General features: G+C 34.7%; 19 protein-coding genes and 1 riboswitch. Of the genes, 4 read left to right on the forward strand and 15 right to left on the reverse strand.

From position 1 onward, the window contains the following. Window positions 1-46: 46 nt before the first annotated feature. Window positions 47-232, forward strand: a complete 186-nt coding sequence (locus AAIE21_RS08120) for a YkvS family protein (protein WP_000683952.1) — start codon at window positions 47-49, stop codon at window positions 230-232. 48 nt (window positions 233-280) lie between these two features. Here AAIE21_RS08120 and queF read toward each other — a convergent pair whose 3' ends face one another. From queF to queC, 4 genes are all read right to left on the reverse strand, one after another. Further along, on the reverse strand, window positions 281-778 hold the full coding sequence (queF, locus tag AAIE21_RS08125) for a preQ(1) synthase (RefSeq protein ID WP_097895342.1): 498 nt from the start codon (window positions 776-778) through the stop codon (window positions 281-283). 78 nt (window positions 779-856) lie between these two features. Next, window positions 857-1,573 (reverse strand): 7-carboxy-7-deazaguanine synthase QueE, encoded by a 717-nt coding sequence (queE, locus tag AAIE21_RS08130; RefSeq protein WP_343266286.1) that lies wholly within the window; start codon window positions 1,571-1,573, stop codon window positions 857-859. Beyond that, on the reverse strand, window positions 1,566-2,060 hold the full coding sequence (gene queD / locus AAIE21_RS08135; protein WP_343266287.1) for a 6-carboxytetrahydropterin synthase QueD: 495 nt from the start codon (window positions 2,058-2,060) through the stop codon (window positions 1,566-1,568). Before queD ends, queE begins: the two co-directional genes overlap by 8 nt. Further along, complete coding sequence (gene queC / locus AAIE21_RS08140) at window positions 2,060-2,722, reverse strand: 7-cyano-7-deazaguanine synthase QueC (protein WP_343266288.1); 663 nt, start codon at window positions 2,720-2,722, stop codon at window positions 2,060-2,062. Before queC ends, queD begins: the two co-directional genes overlap by 1 nt. 93 nt (window positions 2,723-2,815) lie before the next feature. Continuing rightward, window positions 2,816-2,859: riboswitch (PreQ1 riboswitch) on the reverse strand. A gap of 233 nt (window positions 2,860-3,092) precedes the next feature. Between queC and AAIE21_RS08145 the strand changes: the two genes are divergently transcribed. Then, on the forward strand, window positions 3,093-4,301 hold the full coding sequence (locus AAIE21_RS08145) for an ATP-binding protein (protein WP_343266289.1): 1,209 nt from the start codon (window positions 3,093-3,095) through the stop codon (window positions 4,299-4,301). Window positions 4,302-4,312: 11 nt separating this feature from the next. Here the strand turns inward: AAIE21_RS08145 and AAIE21_RS08150 are convergent, their stop codons facing one another. From AAIE21_RS08150 to AAIE21_RS08165, 4 genes are all read right to left on the reverse strand, one after another. Further along, window positions 4,313-4,429, reverse strand: a complete 117-nt coding sequence (locus AAIE21_RS08150; protein WP_000018497.1) for a DUF6254 family protein — start codon at window positions 4,427-4,429, stop codon at window positions 4,313-4,315. 235 nt (window positions 4,430-4,664) lie between these two features. Continuing rightward, window positions 4,665-5,198 (reverse strand): DinB family protein, encoded by a 534-nt coding sequence (locus AAIE21_RS08155; RefSeq protein WP_343266290.1) that lies wholly within the window; start codon window positions 5,196-5,198, stop codon window positions 4,665-4,667. A gap of 140 nt (window positions 5,199-5,338) precedes the next feature. Continuing rightward, complete coding sequence (locus tag AAIE21_RS08160) at window positions 5,339-7,033, reverse strand: M3 family oligoendopeptidase (RefSeq protein ID WP_343266291.1); 1,695 nt, start codon at window positions 7,031-7,033, stop codon at window positions 5,339-5,341. Window positions 7,034-7,660: 627 nt separating this feature from the next. Further along, window positions 7,661-8,107, reverse strand: coding sequence for a MarR family winged helix-turn-helix transcriptional regulator (locus AAIE21_RS08165; protein ID WP_343266292.1), 447 nt, complete (start codon window positions 8,105-8,107; stop codon window positions 7,661-7,663). A gap of 183 nt (window positions 8,108-8,290) precedes the next feature. On the opposite strand from AAIE21_RS08165, the gene AAIE21_RS08170 reads away from it, so the two are divergent. Then, a complete protein-coding gene (locus AAIE21_RS08170; RefSeq protein WP_481858664.1) occupies window positions 8,291-9,844 on the forward strand; it encodes an ATP-binding protein in 1,554 nt (517 codons plus the stop codon). A 29-nt stretch (window positions 9,845-9,873) separates the two neighbouring features. Here the strand turns inward: AAIE21_RS08170 and AAIE21_RS08175 are convergent, their stop codons facing one another. Beyond that, complete coding sequence (locus AAIE21_RS08175) at window positions 9,874-10,155, reverse strand: Spo0E family sporulation regulatory protein-aspartic acid phosphatase (RefSeq protein WP_343266294.1); 282 nt, start codon at window positions 10,153-10,155, stop codon at window positions 9,874-9,876. Between the two features lie 569 nt (window positions 10,156-10,724). Here AAIE21_RS08175 and AAIE21_RS08180 point away from each other — a divergent pair. Beyond that, a complete protein-coding gene (locus tag AAIE21_RS08180; RefSeq protein ID WP_343266295.1) occupies window positions 10,725-11,492 on the forward strand; it encodes a divergent polysaccharide deacetylase family protein in 768 nt (255 codons plus the stop codon). Window positions 11,493-11,530: 38 nt separating this feature from the next. On the opposite strand, the gene cbpA is transcribed toward AAIE21_RS08180, so the two are convergent. The 6 genes from cbpA to phnX form a co-directional block, all read right to left on the reverse strand. Next, window positions 11,531-12,154 carry a cyclic di-AMP binding protein CbpA gene (gene cbpA / locus AAIE21_RS08185; RefSeq protein WP_343266296.1) on the reverse strand — a complete coding sequence of 208 codons (624 nt, stop codon included), beginning with the start codon at window positions 12,152-12,154 and terminating at the stop codon, window positions 11,531-11,533. A gap of 122 nt (window positions 12,155-12,276) precedes the next feature. Beyond that, window positions 12,277-12,909, reverse strand: coding sequence for a class II aldolase/adducin family protein (locus tag AAIE21_RS08190; protein WP_343266297.1), 633 nt, complete (start codon window positions 12,907-12,909; stop codon window positions 12,277-12,279). Window positions 12,910-13,523: 614 nt separating this feature from the next. Continuing rightward, window positions 13,524-14,306 (reverse strand): DeoR/GlpR family DNA-binding transcription regulator, encoded by a 783-nt coding sequence (locus AAIE21_RS08195; protein ID WP_343266298.1) that lies wholly within the window; start codon window positions 14,304-14,306, stop codon window positions 13,524-13,526. 83 nt (window positions 14,307-14,389) lie between these two features. Beyond that, complete coding sequence (locus AAIE21_RS08200; RefSeq protein WP_343266299.1) at window positions 14,390-15,574, reverse strand: saccharopine dehydrogenase family protein; 1,185 nt, start codon at window positions 15,572-15,574, stop codon at window positions 14,390-14,392. Next, window positions 15,571-16,668, reverse strand: coding sequence for a 2-aminoethylphosphonate--pyruvate transaminase (gene phnW / locus AAIE21_RS08205; RefSeq protein ID WP_343266301.1), 1,098 nt, complete (start codon window positions 16,666-16,668; stop codon window positions 15,571-15,573). Before phnW ends, AAIE21_RS08200 begins: the two co-directional genes overlap by 4 nt. A 14-nt stretch (window positions 16,669-16,682) precedes the next feature. Next, window positions 16,683-17,477, reverse strand: a complete 795-nt coding sequence (gene phnX, locus AAIE21_RS08210; protein WP_343266302.1) for a phosphonoacetaldehyde hydrolase — start codon at window positions 17,475-17,477, stop codon at window positions 16,683-16,685. Between the last annotated feature and the right edge of the window lie 6 nt (window positions 17,478-17,483).

Raw genomic sequence — 17,483 nt, forward strand, 5'->3', positions numbered from 1 at the left:
ACAAACTTGTTCTTTTTTGGCAAAACTGTAACAAGGAGAGTTGCTTATGAAAATCGCAGAAACTGGAGATATTATCGAATTTAAAGGTGGAATGCAAGGTCGTGTTCAAAAAGTAAATAAAAACTCCGTTATTGTCGATATAACAATCATGGAGAATTTTAGAGAACTAGATATGGAACCTCTTACAGTTGTAAATCACAAAAACTATACAGTTATTAATCAACATGCATAATATAATAGAAAAAAAGGGTCTGTATGATACATACAGATCCTTTTTTCATTAACGATTATCCACAGTTTCAGGATATAAATCGTGATTCATCATACGATATTCTGCCATTTTTTCATATTTTGTACCAGGGCGACCATAGTTACAATATGGATCAATTGAGATTCCACCACGTGGTGTAAATTTCCCCCACACTTCAATGTAACGCGGGTCCATTAATTTGATTAAGTCATTCATAATAACATTCATACAATCTTCATGAAAATCTCCATGGTTACGGAAACTAAATAAATATAATTTTAATGATTTACTCTCCACCATTTTTTGTTCTGGAATATAACTAATATAAATCGTTGCAAAATCTGGTTGTCCTGTTTTTGGACATAAGCTTGTAAATTCAGGACAGTTGAATTTCACAAAATAATCACGGTTTGGATGATTATTATCAAATGTCTCTAAAATTTCTGGACTATATTCAAATAAATATTTTGTATTTTGATTTCCAAGTAACGTTACATCTTTTAAATCTTCGTCTAATCTTCCTGCCATTCTGTATACATCCCTTCAATTCGATTGGTAAAAACTGCTTCCTACTGGAGGCAACCCCATATAATAAGAAACACTTCTTTATACACCTCGTTTGTTTCCCCATACTAACGCGTGAAGCTGAGGTAATACTTTTGCGTCATTCATCTCTTTGCTATGAACCGCTTTTTCAATGAGCCATTCATATTTTTGTAATAAATTCTTAATAAGCAATGCATCATCTACTGTTTTCGTATCATCATTTCCAACTTGTAAGAAAAATGGTACGTGTGGATAACGCTCATGCACCTTTACCGCATATTCAAAATCGTGATCATCAAACACGACAACTTTTAAACTAAAATCTTTTCCTGCTAATCTTTCAATAACAGAATCTAATATGAGAAAATCTGTTTTCATCTGTGAGCTTGGTGGCTTCGGTGAGATAGTTATTTCATCAATACGAAGCAACCAATCCTGCCACTTGCTCCCTTGCGTTTCAATAGCGGTACGAATTTTCTTTTCTTGTAGTAAAGATAGAAAATCATCTAAATGTTTTAATAATACTGGGTTCCCACCTGAAATTGTTACATGTGAAAAATTCTCTCCACCAATGTCAACAAGTTCACTCCAAATTTCTTCTGGAGTCATTTGCCGAATTTGTTCTTTCGCCGATCCATCCCATGTAAAGGATGAATCGCACCATGCGCAACTATAATCACAACCTGCTGTACGAATGAACATCGTCTTTTGCCCAACAACCATTCCTTCACCTTGAATGGTTGGACCGAAGATTTCTAAGACGGGGATTTTACTCACCGATCATCCACTCCCGTCTTACTTCCGCATAACTTGTTGGTGTTTCAAATAGGCGAACAAATTCAACACGTGCTCCCTTATATTCATTAGCACGATTTTCTTTTGTAAGTGCTTCTTCCATCTTTTCATAAATCCAAACGACCATATTTTCAGCCGTCGTATTCATCGCTGGTAATGTTTCATTTAAATAACGATGATCCAGATAAATTTCTATTTCATTTTTCCAAATTTCTTTTATATCTCCAAAGTCAATGGCAAGTCCAATCTCATTTACATATCCACTAATACCAAAAACAACTTTGTATGTGTGACCGTGTAAATTTTTACATTTCCCTTCATAACAGTGCAAATGATGCGCTGCATCAAATGTAAATTCCTTGCTTACCATCACTCGTTTATTATGATATTTCAGTTGTTCACGTTGAATGTCCTTGTCCATTTTTTGTAAGTTTTCTACAATGCGAAATCCAAAAAAATTCTGTTCCATTATGCATTCGCTCCTTCGCGTTCTTGTAAATACGTATCTAAACCTGCTTTACGAAGTTTACAAGCTGGACATTCACCGCAGCCATCACCGATTATTCCGTTATAACATGTTAATGTTTTTTCTCTAACAAACTCAAATGCACCAAGTTCATCTGACAATTTCCATGTTTCTGCTTTATCGATCCACATAAGTGGTGTATGAATAACAAATGGATAATCCATAGATAGATTTAAAGTAACGTTTAACGATTTCACAAATACATCACGGCAATCAGGATAACCGCTAAAGTCTGTTTCACATACGCCTGTTACAATATGACGTGCTCCAACTTGCTTTGCTAGCACAGCTGCAAATGATAAGAACAGTAAATTTCGTCCCTCTACAAATGTTGATGGCAATTTACCATCTTCATGTGTAATCTCCATATCCGTTCTCGTTAGCGCATTTGGGGCAAGTTGATTTAATAAGCTCATATCAAGTACTGTATGTTTAATTCCTAATTCTTTCGCAATATCAGCTGCACAGTCAATTTCTAGCTTATGACGTTGATTATAATTAAACGTCACAGCTTCTACTTCTGCAAACTGCTGCATCGCCCAAAATAAACATGTTGTACTATCCTGGCCACCACTAAAAACGACAACTGCTTTTTCTTTTTTCATCTCACTCATTCTCCTTCTCTAATACGAATAAGAAGAAAGAACGTTCTTGAACTGTCACAATAAAAAAACAAAACAATACCTAAGGATATTGTTGTTTCCATAGTTTTTTATAGAGGGAGTTCGCGAACCTCTCCCATGTTATACATGGAATTTCTTCTTTCATTGACAACACATATTGTACCATACTGTATCTCTCTCGGGGAAACTTCTGATTTTTCTTTTTTTTAACGAAATTCAGATTTATTTTCTTGTATTTTAATAGTATGATTATACTTAATTAATACTATACATGTGAGAATAGCAAGGGGGCATACAACTGAAGCTCTTTATCATTCACCTCTTTTTAAACATATTATTGATTCTCGTTATAATGCTAGTGTATCACCTATTTTGGAATCAAAAAGGCAAGCATTCACCTAAGCTAAATTCAACTATATTTATATTACTTTGTAGTATTACCACAATACTTTGCATTTTTTTTGCAGCCAAAACGAATACTGGATTTCAATTTGATATGCGTCATATTGTATTAATTGTTGGCACATTAACAGGAGGACCAATTGCCGGTGGGTCTATTTTAGTTGTATTAAACGTATACCGTTTCTTATTAGGAGGAATAGGAATCATTCCATCCGCCATTGGCTCGATTCTCTTATATATTGTTTTACTTTCTACATACAAATTTTTCAACAAAGGGTCAAATCATATAAAACTTATACTTGCCATTTTATATAGTCTTACATACGGACTCGTTTGGGTTCCTGTTTTCCTTATCAAAGTGTCTAATTCTGAAGACTATCTTTCTTACATTATTGCGTATCAACTTTGCACAATAATCGGTACAATTCTTATTCTTTATTTATTGAACATACTTCAATTGCAAGTTCGTTTACACGAAGAACTTATTAACGCGGAAAAATTTCATCTTATTGGAGAAATGGCTGCTTCTATTTCCCATGAAATTCGTAATCCTTTAACTTCAACAAAAGGGTTTTTACAACTTCTACAATCTGACGAATGCTCTGAAAAAGATCGAAAATTATACACAGAAATAGCTATACATGGGATTGAACAAGCAAATCACGTTCTCACAGATTATTTAACATTTGCAAAACCAAGTATTGAAAAAGAACAAGTGTTACAACTAGAAGATGAATTACTTCACGCACTATCTCTTATTACGCCATTAGCTAATTTATCAAATGTTCGCATACATTACATAAAACAAAGTAGCTCTTTTTTTATTACTGGTGAAAAGCAAAAATTTAATCAATGTTTGTTAAATATTCTAAAAAACTGTATTGAAGCCATGCCTAAAGGGGGCAATCTGATTCTCACACTAGTTCCCGACCATAAGCATATTCAATTGTATATAAAAGACAATGGAATCGGTATGAACACTGAACAAAGAAAGCGCCTTGGCTCTCCATTCTATTCTACAAAAGAGAAAGGAACTGGCCTTGGAATGATGGTCGTATTTAGCGTCATCAAAGCAATGGATGGAAAAATTGATATTACAAGTGAAAAAGATATTGGAACAACCTTCCTATTAACCTTTCCGCTCATACAAAAAACGTGATGAAGATTTCATCACGTTTTTTCTGTTTCATCAACAAGTTCAGCAAAAGTCTTTACTTTCCCATGCGGTTTTTGATTTTCTTTTCGTGCTTTCCAACTACGCTCTTGCTCTTTCTTCTTATGTGACATGCTCTCAACTCCTTCGTATGCTCTCTATGTATTATTCCAAAATAAGAGATAAAAATATGCATCCATCCAGCATATAAAGTGAAACTTTCATCATCTAACTCTCTTAGTTTTCTCTAAATATTGAAGTGGGGCTTACTTTCCATGAATAGCTGAATAAAATAAAGGAAGCGAGATAACTACTAACTCGCTTCCTTTATTTATTATATATAGTTCCCATATCAATGCGAATTTTTCTTTATCTTTGCAAAATCGCATATTTTGCTTCTTTTAACTGTGTAAGATGGCGCTGTTCATGCAAATCAAGGAATTGAATCCATTGATATAAATTAATTTCATGAAACACAGGGTGTTTTAACGAATTTTCGAATAATTCACTTTCATCTATAATACTGTACAATGTATGCAATAATTCTGCTCGTGAATGTTCGAGCAATTGAATTATTTGTTGTTTTTTCATTAATGTCTCTGTTGGTTGCATTTGTTGAGGAGCTTCTCGTTTATGTGTTCGATCAAGAGTAAGTTGGAGATCTTTGAGTGGGACTACTTTTCTTTCTTTTTTCTGTAAAGCATACACCAGAGCTGATGTAACAGATTGTTCAACTAAGTGCAGATGATGCAAAATTTGAGTGATGCTCCATTTATCACGGCGCGGTTTTACATTTACTTCCGTATCATTTAACATCTCAATTTCTGATAATAGTGTGTTTCTTGTAGATTGTAACGATTGCAGCAAAGTTTCCAAACTAACATTCATATTAGATTGAAGCATAATTCTCCCCCCTCTTTTTTGGTAAAAAGAGGCGCTTCTAATTTAGAAACACCCCTTTAAATAAATCTGAATTTTCTTATATTATCTCATTATTTTGTGGATGTGTCGATTATAAAATACGCGAAAACGAAGGGGTATTTTTACAATTTTGTGTCATCTACGGCACGTAACCACACTTGAATCTCATTGATTACTCCCTGGACACATCCATTAGCAAATGGTGATGTTAAGTTTGCTACCTCTACTAAATCTAAGAAAGATTTACTTCCTCCCTGTTGACAAAGGTTCACATAGTCTTCCCACGCTTCTTGTCTATTGTCTCTTGCTCGCTTCCAAAATTGCAGTGCACAAATTTGAGCCAATGTATAATCAATATAATAGAAAGGAGAGTTATAAATATGCCCTTGGCGTTGCCAGAAAGCGCCACGTTCTAAATAATCATTGTCTTCATAGTCTCTGTGTGGTAAGTACTTTCTTTCAATGTTACGCCATGCCGCTTTACGCTCCTCTGGAGACGCTTCTGGATTTTCATATACATAATGTTGATATTCATCAACTGATACACCATATGGTAAAAATAGTAGCGCTGAACTTAAATGAGAGAAATAATATTTATCCGCATCTTCCTCAAAGAATAATTTCATCCATGGCCATGTGAAAAATTCCATACTCATGGAATGAATTTCACATGCTTCATACGTTGGCCAATTATACTCTGGAATTTCAAACTTACGGCTCTCATATACTTGAAACGCATGCCCCGCTTCGTGTGTTAACACATCAATATCGCCTGATGTTCCATTAAAGTTTGAGAAAATAAACGGAGCTTTATAATTTTCAATATATGTACAATAACCGCCGCCAGCTTTTCCTTTTTTCGCAACTAAATCTAATAATTCATTATCTAGCATAAAGTTAAAGAATTCATCTGTTTCTTTTGATAATTCTTTGTACATCGTTTTTCCATGATTAATAATCCACTCTGCATCTCCTTTTGGAGTCGGATTCCCTGTTGCATATTCAAAACCCTCATCATAGTAAGTCAATTTTTCTACACCGATGCGTGCTTTTTGTCTATTTCGTAATTCTGTTGCAACTGGAACGATGTAATCTAGTACTTGTTTACGATAATTTGCCACCATTTCCGCATTATAATCTGTTCGATACATTCTTGCATATCCAAGTTCAACAAAGTTTTTAAAACCAAGTGTTTTGGCAATCTTTGTTCTTATTTTTACAAGTTCATCATAAATACGGTCTAGCTCTTCTTCATGCTCTGCTAAGAAACCATAATACGCTTCACTTGCTCTTTTACGCATATCTCTATCCTTATGTTGCATAAAAGGTCCAAGTTGTGATAAAGTTCTTTCTTCCCCTTCAAAATCAATTTTTGCAGCAGCTAAAAGTTGTGTATATTGCGAAGATAATTTATTTTCCAGTTGTAGATCTTTCACAATTTCATCTGAATATGTTTTCAAATCACACTCTGCTAAAGCAAATAACTGTTTCCCATAATAAGCCTCTAGTTCCTCACGAAATGGAGAATTCAACAATGCTTTATAATATTTCGTTCCATATCCTTGTACAATCGGAGAATACTCATCAAAGAAATCTTGTTCTCCCTTATAAAATGCATCTGTTGTATCAACAGAATGGCGAATATAACAAATATTTCCCATTGTACCAAAATCATTGCGAATCTCATTAATTACACCAATTACTTGCTTTTGTTCTTCTACTGTCTTTGCATTCTCAAATTGTTCTAAAGCTGCAGTAAATTTTTCTTGTAATTCTTCTGTATTCGGACGTTTATATTCATAGTTCTGAAATGACATGAATATGCCTCCTCTCGATTATATGTCCCCTTACTATAATTCCATTTCCTTTTCTGAATCTCCTTTTATTCTTCAGCAAAATTCATCAGAAGCTATAGCATTCCTTCAGCTATATTCTTTTCTTTCATTGAATTTTAGAGGAGGGAAGTTATCCCCATAAATAGCAGGATAAACAAAAAAGCCTTTGATCATTTTACATCGAAAGCTTTTTAACATGCTATATAAATCGATTTTGATTTTTCGACATATAATTCCCTACTACGAATAACAAAAATGACCTACACTCGTTTTCCTTCTTTATTTTCACTTGGTACGGGGCTGAAAAAGGACCTGACCGCTTCTATGCATGGCCAGATGCTCTCTCCCATCAAAAAAAGAAAGGTTTTTCAATTTGTACTTATATAAATGGAAATTCCCATCACTACTCGGGACTTTGTGAGATAACCCTTTGTTCATTTCCAACACATAAAGTCATGGCTATGAACTATAAAAGGAAATTACTACTTATTTTCTCCTTTTGTTTTCACTTGGTACGGGGCTGAAAAAGGACCTGACCGCTTCTATGCATGGCCGGATGCTCTCTCCCATCAAAAAAGAAAGGTTTTTCAATTTATACTTATGTATATATCATTTTTCATACTTTCCGACTTTCTTAAGTAAAGATAACAACTCATTCTTCTCATCTTTTGTTAACATTTCAAATGAATCGTGTATAACTTTTTCATGATTTGGAAAAATAGAAGCGATGAAAATCTCTCCTTCTTCTGTTAACTGTGCATAGATAACACGTCGATCATTCGGGCATGGAATTCGTTTTACAAGCCCCTTTTTTTCTAACTTATCGACAACATACGTAATACTTCCACTTGCAATTAAAATACGCTCTCCAATTTGTTGAAGCGGCTGACCGCCTTTATGATATAGCAATTCTAACACAGCAAACTCAGTTGGATTTAGTCCATTACTTTGTATTGACTTATTTGTAGTATCCATAACAGCACGGTGCACACGTGATAGTGCAATAAACACTTTTAAAGATTGAGAAATATCTTCTCGTCCATCATTTAATTTCATACAATTTCAACCCTTCACCTAAATTCACAAGCATTCGAGGCAATCTGCCAAATAAAAAGGTTATTCATAAAGCAAATCCCTATCAATCGCCCCTTTTGTCTCTGAGTGATTGCTCAATCACTTATCAGTTTCACTCGTTCCTTCTACTAAAAATATACTAACCATCACATATTAAATAAAACCATGACAATTTTAACACAGTTTATATATAATGATAATAAAAAAGAAGGAGTAACAACCTTGAACAGGAATTTACGAAACATCATTCTCTATATATTACTTGCCATATTACCCACACTTGGAATCGGTACAGTTTTATATTCCTATCATACATATCAAATGCAACAATCAAACAAGCTAGCTGCTCATACTGCCTTATTTGTATATAGAGACTATTTAGATCATCATATCGGTGAGGCAATTTCCGCTTTAGAAATGCTTTCCATGGTCGTAAATACACAAACAGAAAACATGACTGGAATTGAACAAATACTTCGTGATACAGACGAAAAAGACGAACGTTTTTCTGGACTATACTTTGCGAATAAAGATGCTTTCATCGCAGTAGCATCAAAAGGGTTAACAGCCCCCATTCCTGTCGCAGATCGAAGTTACATACTAGAAGCTTTTAAAACTAAAAAAACAACTGTATCTTCTGTCATTACCGATCGTGTTCTTGGCCACCAAGCCATCTTAATCGCCACACCCGTTTTTACAAAAAACAAGAAAGTATCTGGATTATTATTAGCAAGTTTGCGTTTTGATTATATTTCATCTGCTTTAAATGCAATCAAGCCACAGTATCATTTTGAAGTGACCGATCCGCATGGCGTTATCTTTTTAAGAGATGATAATACCGAGTCAAGTAAGCCACATACAAATATGCTTTCTACTCCGCTACAAAAGTTAAAATGGCAAGTTTCCGTTTCTCCATTACCTATTCATAAAACAACTTTATACCAAATGGTTGTGGTAGAATGTCTCGTTACTTTATTTTTAATGACGATTTTATTTTTACTCGTTCAATATATTTTACTGAAACGACAAACAAAATTGGAGAGACAACAAAATGAAATACAAAAAATTGAATTAGTTGGTACTTTTGCAGCTAGTACAGCTCACGAAATCCGGAATCCACTTACCGGAATTAAAGGTCTCGTAACACTCTTAAAAGAAAAACATACACAAGAGCAAGACCAGTTTTATTTTTCTGTTATTGAACAAGAAATAAAACGTATCAATGAAATTGTTAGCGAATTTCTTATTCTTGGCAAACCAACCGCGATTATTGAAAAAAAGTATGATGTAAGAGATATTATTAAAGAGGTAGCAGTAATTATTCAATCGGAAGCACATTTGTATAATATTATATTTACCTTGCAGTTACCAGATCACCCTGTTCATATCCGTTGTTCAAAAGATCATATGAAACAAGTGGTTTTAAATATTACAAAAAACGCAATTGAAGCTATGTCATCTGGTGATATATTAACAATTCAGGTAACCAGTAATAAAGAACACGCACAATTACACATTGTTGACACTGGAAAAGGTATTCCAAAGCATATTCAAAAACACCTCTTTCATCCGTTCTTTACAAGTAAAGATACCGGAACAGGTCTTGGCCTTGTCATATGCAAACGAATTATAGAAATGTATGATGGACAAATTGTGATTGATAGCAAAGAAAATAAAGGAACCACTGTCCATATAAAGCTTCCATTAGATCCCGCATAATTATCCTTCTTTAAGGAGGGTAATTATGTTTATTTCATAAAAGCAGTTACAAACATTTTCCAAAAAGCACTTGATTTCCCTTCATATTCTATTTGAAAAAAAGGGACCTTCATAAATGTTAACCATCTTGGTGTTCGCTTCTCTTTATAGCTTTGATACTGTAAAATAAGCTTGTCCAATTCTTGACTCACTTGAATTGTTTCCGTACTATTTAATCCGTTGGTTAAACCTAAATGAATCATTTCTTCACGCTTCATATGAATATCACGCGAAAGCTTTTCCATTGTGTACCTCCGTTTTGCTGTAAACATCCATATCCCCCTCATTATTCTTCCATACTCTCTACTTCATTTTCACTCTATACATTCATAGCTACAAATGTATATTTCATTTGAATTGGAATACTCAGAAATTTTAACATTTTCTCCCTGTAATTTACAAATCTTTATCCTCACTTTGAGAATTATTACAAATTATTCTATCTTTGTAAATACATTCGCAATAATAGACATTTTTTTCATATTATTTTATGCAAACGACAAATAAACTCCGCTTTTTAAATTTTTGATTTACATTACTTCGACATTTTTCTCGTTTAATTTATGTCAAAAACGCAAATCATAATTATAGATTTTCATTTCCATCTTCACAAATAAAGTAGCCTATTCTATTTCATTGAAAAAAATAAATTTTCATAAAGAGAAACTTCCTTCACCGATCGGACTTTTACTACCAGTTCGTGCGGATTACATATCTAATTTATTTCACGATTTATAAAGTGAAACTTCCATCAGTAGTGGGCTTACTACCTGCGAATAGCGGGCTAAACTTGATGGACTAGCCTTACAACAAATCACTCAATCAGAAAGGAACTTCATATATGCGTAAACATATTATTATTTTTTTCATTGCATTATCTATTGGCATTTTCCCTCTCCAAACGTATGCACATACAAATAAGGTTGCCATTGTAATTGATGACTTCGGAAATAATATGAAGGGAACGGAAAGAATGCTATCACTCCCAATCCCACTTACTGTAGCCGTTATGCCTTTTCTTCCATCTACAAAACAAGATGCAATAGCTGCTCATCAAAAGGGACATGAGATCATTATTCATATGCCAATGGAGCCTATTAAAGGAAAGAAAGAATGGCTTGGCCCTAAAGCCATTACAATTGATTTAACTGATCATGAAATTGAAAATCGGATTGAACAAGCAATCCAAGAAGTTCCACATGCAATTGGGATGAACAATCATATGGGTTCAAAAGTAACAGCTAATGAAAGGATTATGCGCATTATACTATCAGTATGTAAAAAACACGGGCTATTTTATTTAGATAGTAAAACAAATCCTAATAGCGTAGTACCAAAAATCGGAAAAGAATTAGGAGTTCCTATTGTAGAAAATCAATTATTTTTTGACGATGTTTATACATCATCTCATATTACAAAGCAAGCACAGGTACTCTTGCAAAGAATTCAAGAAAAACCTGTCGTAGTCGCAATTGGTCATGTCGGTCCTCCTGGGGAAATTACTTCTCGTGTTATTGAGTCCACCATTCCTAAAGTACGTGAACATGCAGACTTTATTTTCTTATCCGATCTCGCCCTCTCGCCACCACCTGTTTCCAAACAAAAATAGAGAGCAGCTATATGCTGTTCTCTATTTCTATACTGTCCTTATATATGATCTACATGGCTAACGCGAAACCCTTTTTTCTCTATTTTTGCAATTAAGGTTTCCAATGCTTTTTCATCTAAGTCATCTGTAAGGTTTACAATAACTCGACGCATATATCGATCACCATTATCCAATGTAAATAATCCACCAATATGATAAGACTTAAGTAGCGTTCCTAACTCCTTAATTGTTCCCTTACAATCTTGCGTTGCAATCGTTATTATATAGCCACCTGTTTGCATCCCAAATGAATCTTCAATGACATCAAATATATTAGAATGTGTTAAAATTCCAACAAATTCATTGTACTCATTCAGTACAGCTAAAAATGGAAGACGCCTAATTACATAAAAAGCTCGAAAAAATGAATCCTTTTCAAAAATAAATGCAGATTTATTTTCCACAATATCTTTCACATATATATCGTCTAGTCCTCCATTACATTTCCGTTCTAAAATATCTACTTTATAAATGATTCCTTTAAATTTCTTCTCATCTTCTGCAAGCACAGGAATCGCTCTATATCCCTTCTCGTTCATCATTTTTAACGCCTGTTCCCCCGAATCATTATCCTTACAAAATGTCACCTGTTGTTTCGGCAGAAAATGATATTTAACTCGCAAAATACGTTCCTCCTCACATGACGACATGTAATCTATATATAATAAGGAGACCCATATTTTATGAGTGAAATTACTTTTAAAACGCTTTCATTTATTTGTTTGCACGTATTGCATAATTCTCTTTATATAACTGAAGAACTCTTAGTCCCTTTAATCATCAATAATTTCACATGATAATTCATTAAATACTCTAATCCTTCTAACCACTTTTTCGTCTCTTCTGGCGCCCTTCCCCATACAAGCATTCCATAATTATGAACAAGTACAGCTCCGCCACCTTCTGTAAAATTAGGAACATGGTTCTCTAATAAATCAGCGAACTTCTTTTCATTTTCTACAATCGGAATTGTAATCTCTGTAATACCTTCTTTTCCAAAAACGCGTTCTACAGTACGTTTTTCAAATGTAACTTCTCCTTCTTTTCCATATAACTCCGACATTAAATGGCTATCTACAGTTTGAACTTGCAAAATACAATCTGCATTTCCTTTTTTATAAATATCAGCATGCATAAACGACTCAGTTGCAGGTTTTTCATCATTTTCAAATACAGGCTCACACATACTATTTACTACAATAAAGTCTTCTTCTGCATATAACCCTTTGTCTCTTCCTTCAATATTGACTAAAAATGTTAATGGCTCTTGTGATGTCCGCATAGATAGACTAATTTTTGTACCATAAAACCAATCACGAAGAGCTAATTCCATCTTTATATCCCTCAACTCTTGCCACTTCTTTAAAAAAAATAACATTTCGTCACCCCCATGAGAATATCACTATAATGATTTAGGCATTTCTATGTAAAAGAAGTATTTTTTGATTATTCTAAAAATTTAATTGAATTATCACATGAGAATCTCTTTTTGTCAATACGATTTCTGCGTCTACTTGAAATTTAGGCAAATGCCACACAACAAAAAAAGCTCCTTCATAGAGCCTTTTTGTTTATCATTTGAAGCATCTCACTCTTTTCTTGTTCATTAATAATACCAAGCTTTTGTAATACATTCGCATACAATATAAGTTTATTATACAAGCGTTCCGACACCTCTTCCCCTTCTTTCCTCCAGTCAACTTTTTTTCTATTGGTAAATTATATGAAGGGAAATGAAAAATGTGTCCACTTTTTGTACTCACGCAAAACTTTTTAAATCCCCTCTCACCACTATATCTCCATTAGGATTTTCTAACATATACATCTCGGTTATGAAAACAAAAGAAGATTTCCACTCATTTTCTCCTTCTGTTCTCACATCGGGTGGGGCTAAAAAAGGCACTGACCGTTTCTAGCCATGAGCGGATCCTCTCTTCCACCTAAAAGAAATGGTTTTATGTCAATTTTTCCACTAGAACAAGAAGCATATATTTAACTAATCGTCCAGCGAATATTATTTTTTGTAACTAATTCTTCAAAATTATACGGCATTTTTTTATCGCAAATGACGTGCGCAATATTAGAAAAACCGGCAATTCGATAATTTCCTTTTACCCCAAGCTTTGTATGATCACATAAAACAAATGTTTTTTCCGCTAACTGAATCATCGCTTCTGATAACTTAGCTTTTTCCAATTCAAAACTCGAGACCCCAAAGCTAGGTAACAATCCATCAATTGAAATAAATGCCTTATGAAAATGAAACTGACGAATGACTTGCTGTGAAATAGATCCTGATACACGACAATGTTTTGGAGACACCTTTCCACCAATAAACAATACTTCCCCATCAAACATTTTTTTATTTATCGAAGAAATTAATTGGGTTGCAACAGGAAATGAACTCGTCACAACAGTTAAGTTTTTCCGATGAACAAGATAAGGGACCATTTGCAGCGGTGTGCTTCCATCATCGATAACAATTACATCTCCATCTTCTACAAAAGTTGCTGCTTTATAGCCGATTCTTTTCTTTTCTTCAATATATAGCATTTCTCTTTCTAACATAGGTGGCTCTATGCCCGCTCCTGGGAGCTGAACTGCTCCTCCATATACTTTCTTCAACTTCTTTTCCCGATCAAGCTCTTCTAAATATCTGCGAATTGTTTCTGTTGATACTGAAAACTCACTTGCTAACTCTGAAACTTTCACTTTCCCCTTAAACTCTACTTTTTCAAGAATACTACGCTTTCTTTCTTCTCCAACAACAGACATCACTTCACCTCATTTATCTCGCTTATATAGGCAACCTAATCCCATCTCAAGATTTTGAGATGGGATTCATATGGGGATTTCACTTATACAAAATCATAGTTTTCTTCTATTACAGAAACTTCTTCATGAATATGAATGCCACGTTTTTCTAACTCATCAAAAATGATTTTTGGATTTTTGAAAGCCTCTTCAGGTGTTACAACACCCTTTCTCTTCACTTCACCTTTTGCAATTAGCTCTGTGGCAATTCCAAATGGAATCCCTACATTCCTTGTGTAAGCTCTCAAATTCTCCCATCCTTCTACAGATCCGTCTGAAGTAGGATGCGTATGATATAAAACATGACACTCTTTTTGACCACTTTTCTTTCCAACTACTTCTACATGAAGCGCATACCCATAGACTTCTGTTTCCTGCCCTTCTTTTGATTGCAGTAAATAGTTTGAAATACAATCCATGATACCGATTTCTTTACCATTTACTTCAATTGTGTCGTTACGTAATATACCATAATCATATAAAGCTCGAACAAGCTGCATATTTTGCTCTGGCCAAGTTCCGCGTGTTTCAATGAGCTGCACGCCTTTATCTTTTAACGCTTTAGCTAGCGTAATTGTTTCAGAGTGAGGAATGATATACTGAACCGCTTTCCCGTAAGGTGCAGGTAATTCAATTTCCCTTGGACGTGCAAATGGAGGTACTTGTTTAAATTCACCATCCTCAAATACTGTACGCGTCGGTAATTTCGGATCATATTCGTATGTTGTCGTCTCCGTAATCGAAGCTGAAAAAGCAATCGGACGATAAGATCCATGACTTACACGTACAGATTCCACTGTATCTAATTGATTCGCTGCATACATCGCCATCATCTGTGTCACACCTGGTGTCATACCAAATCCAGGTAAACATGTTTTTCCATTTTGGACAAATATATCATGTGAATCATTCTCTTCGCCAAAACCGTTTAAATTCACACCGTGACACCCAGCTTCAGCAATACAACGAGTAGATAGCCCATTTAATTTAATCGTTGTGCCATCCATAACAATATCATAGCCTCTCATCTTTGCTACCGTGTCCGCATGATTTGTAACATCTACCTTCACAAAATCAACACGTGGATCGTTCAGCCACGCTACTACTTTCCGTCCTTCTTCTTCATTAAAATCAGCAATCGTAATCATTTCAAAAGATGAAAATTGAACTAAGTCTAAAATTGCTTCGCGACAAATTTTACCGGCTCCACCTAAACAAAATACTTTCATCCTATAACAACTCCTTTTGTAATGCTATCTACTAATCGATGAATATCATCTTCATGCACATCACCAATATTGCCAATTCGGAACGTATCTACTTTCGAAATTTTCCCTGGATAAATCACAAAACCTTGCTGTTTGAGATCATTATATAATCTATTAAATTCAAATCCTTCTTCCGGATAAATAAAAGATGTAATGATAGGAGATTGATATCTTTCCTCTACTAATGATTGAAAACCAACTTCTCTCATTCTCTTTACTAATATTTGCTGATTATTACGATAGCGAGCATTTCGAGCTTTAACTCCGCCCTCTTCTTCTAGTTCAAGTAATGCTTGATAAAAAGCTCGTACAATATGTGTTGGTGATGTAAAACGCCATTTTCCATTTTGAGCTTCCATCGTTTCCCACTGATCATAAAGATCTAATGATAACGAACGAGCTTGTCCTTTACATTTTGCTAATTCATCACGCTTTGCAATTACAAATCCAAACCCTGGAACACCTTGAATACATTTATTTGCACTACTAATCATAAAATCAATTTGCAGATTTGAAACATCCATTTCAATGCCACCAAAACTACTCATTGCATCAACAATTGTAACTTTTCCATACTGTTTCCCTAAGTTACATACATCGGCGATTGGATTAATAATTCCTGTTGTTGTCTCACAATGTACGACAACGACATGTGTAATTGCTGGATCTTTTTGCAATAGTTCTTCTACTTCTACAAGATTTGTGGGCTCCCATTCTTCTGTTTGGCTCACAACAACATCAATGTGTAACATTTCTGCCATTTGTACAATGCGCTTTCCGTACGCACCATTCGTACAGACAAGAAGTTTTCCTTCTTTCGGAATAACCGAACCGATAACTGATTCAACAGAAAAAGTACCGCTCCCTTGCATTAAAACTGTTGTATAACGTTCCTCTTCCTTTGTCGCTAATGCTACAAGGCGGCTTCGCACTTCTTGTACCATCGTGTTATATTCAGTGTCCCATGTGCACCAATCGTATAGCATAACTTCTTTTACAGTTTTTGTTGTCGTTAACGGACCTGGCGTTAGTAGTAAATAATGATTTTCATTCATGATCCATACCCCTTTTATGAAATGATAAGTTCTTGTTTTTCGATGTTTTCAATGACGCTCGGTAACTCTTGCATGGTTTCAATTGTAAAATGAGCCCCATTGTCTATAAAACGTTTACGAACCACTTCCATTTTTTCTCGAAGCTCTACTGGGTCCATATTTTCAACTTCCTCTTCTGTTAAGCCAAGCTCATTACTACCAAGGATGACACCGACAGTCCACATCCCCGCGTTTTTACCTTCTTTCATATCCGAAACTGTGTCTCCAACCTTAATCATATGATTCATTGGATATACACCAAGCTGCATTGCATTCTTATAACACATCCACGGATATGGTCGACCAGCCGGAACATCATCTGGTGTAACAAGAAAATCTGGCTCATACCCTTGCTCTTTTGCTTCTTTTGCAACAATATCCATCATTTCGCTTGTATAACCTGTTGTGGAACCAATTTTAATACCTTGATTACGTAAATGTAAAATCACATCTTTCACTCCAAGAATTGGAGTTGCATAGCGTGGTAAAATCGAAAAGAGAATCTCTTCAAATTCTTCATACATCTCCTGAATATCTGCCTCTGTTGGTAATTTCCCAAAAACTCGCTTCCATTCTTCTCTAATACGAGGCATTTCTGTTAATGCGCGAACATGATCAATTTTTAGTAACCCCATTGGTTTACGTGCTTCTTCGGCTGTAATGACAACACCACGTTTATTAAAGATTTCCATAAACACTTCTAATGGTGCGAAACACCCGTAATCAACTGTCGTACCAGCCCAATCAAAAATAACCGCTTCAATTTTCATCCTATC

The organism is Paenibacillus sp. 102, assembly GCF_039549175.1.
Lineage (GTDB): Bacteria > Bacillota > Bacilli > Bacillales > Bacillaceae_G > Bacillus_A.

Bases quoted from the DNA above. Each gene is read 5' to 3' on its own strand.
- AAIE21_RS08120 (WP_000683952.1), top strand. From the start codon at position 47: ATGAAAATCGCAGAAACTGGAGATATTATCGAATTTAAAGGTGGAATG.
- queF (WP_097895342.1), bottom strand. From the start codon at position 778: ATGGCAGGAAGATTAGACGAAGATTTAAAAGATGTAACGTTACTTGGA.
- queD (WP_343266287.1), bottom strand. From the start codon at position 2,060: ATGGAACAGAATTTTTTTGGATTTCGCATTGTAGAAAACTTACAAAAA.
- queC (WP_343266288.1), bottom strand. From the start codon at position 2,722: ATGAAAAAAGAAAAAGCAGTTGTCGTTTTTAGTGGTGGCCAGGATAGT.
- AAIE21_RS08145 (WP_343266289.1), top strand. From the start codon at position 3,093: ATGCTAGTGTATCACCTATTTTGGAATCAAAAAGGCAAGCATTCACCT.
- AAIE21_RS08150 (WP_000018497.1), bottom strand. From the start codon at position 4,429: ATGTCACATAAGAAGAAAGAGCAAGAGCGTAGTTGGAAAGCACGAAAA.
- AAIE21_RS08155 (WP_343266290.1), bottom strand. From the start codon at position 5,198: ATGCTTCAATCTAATATGAATGTTAGTTTGGAAACTTTGCTGCAATCG.
- AAIE21_RS08160 (WP_343266291.1), bottom strand. From the start codon at position 7,033: ATGTCATTTCAGAACTATGAATATAAACGTCCGAATACAGAAGAATTA.
- AAIE21_RS08165 (WP_343266292.1), bottom strand. From the start codon at position 8,107: ATGAAATTAAATGATGGACGAGAAGATATTTCTCAATCTTTAAAAGTG.
- AAIE21_RS08170 (WP_481858664.1), top strand. From the start codon at position 8,291: ATGACAATTTTAACACAGTTTATATATAATGATAATAAAAAAGAAGGA.
- AAIE21_RS08175 (WP_343266294.1), bottom strand. From the start codon at position 10,155: ATGTTTACAGCAAAACGGAGGTACACAATGGAAAAGCTTTCGCGTGAT.
- AAIE21_RS08180 (WP_343266295.1), top strand. From the start codon at position 10,725: ATGCGTAAACATATTATTATTTTTTTCATTGCATTATCTATTGGCATT.
- AAIE21_RS08190 (WP_343266297.1), bottom strand. From the start codon at position 12,909: ATGTTATTTTTTTTAAAGAAGTGGCAAGAGTTGAGGGATATAAAGATG.
- AAIE21_RS08195 (WP_343266298.1), bottom strand. From the start codon at position 14,306: ATGTCTGTTGTTGGAGAAGAAAGAAAGCGTAGTATTCTTGAAAAAGTA.
- AAIE21_RS08200 (WP_343266299.1), bottom strand. From the start codon at position 15,574: ATGAAAGTATTTTGTTTAGGTGGAGCCGGTAAAATTTGTCGCGAAGCA.
- phnW (WP_343266301.1), bottom strand. From the start codon at position 16,668: ATGAATGAAAATCATTATTTACTACTAACGCCAGGTCCGTTAACGACA.
- phnX (WP_343266302.1), bottom strand. From the start codon at position 17,477: ATGAAAATTGAAGCGGTTATTTTTGATTGGGCTGGTACGACAGTTGAT.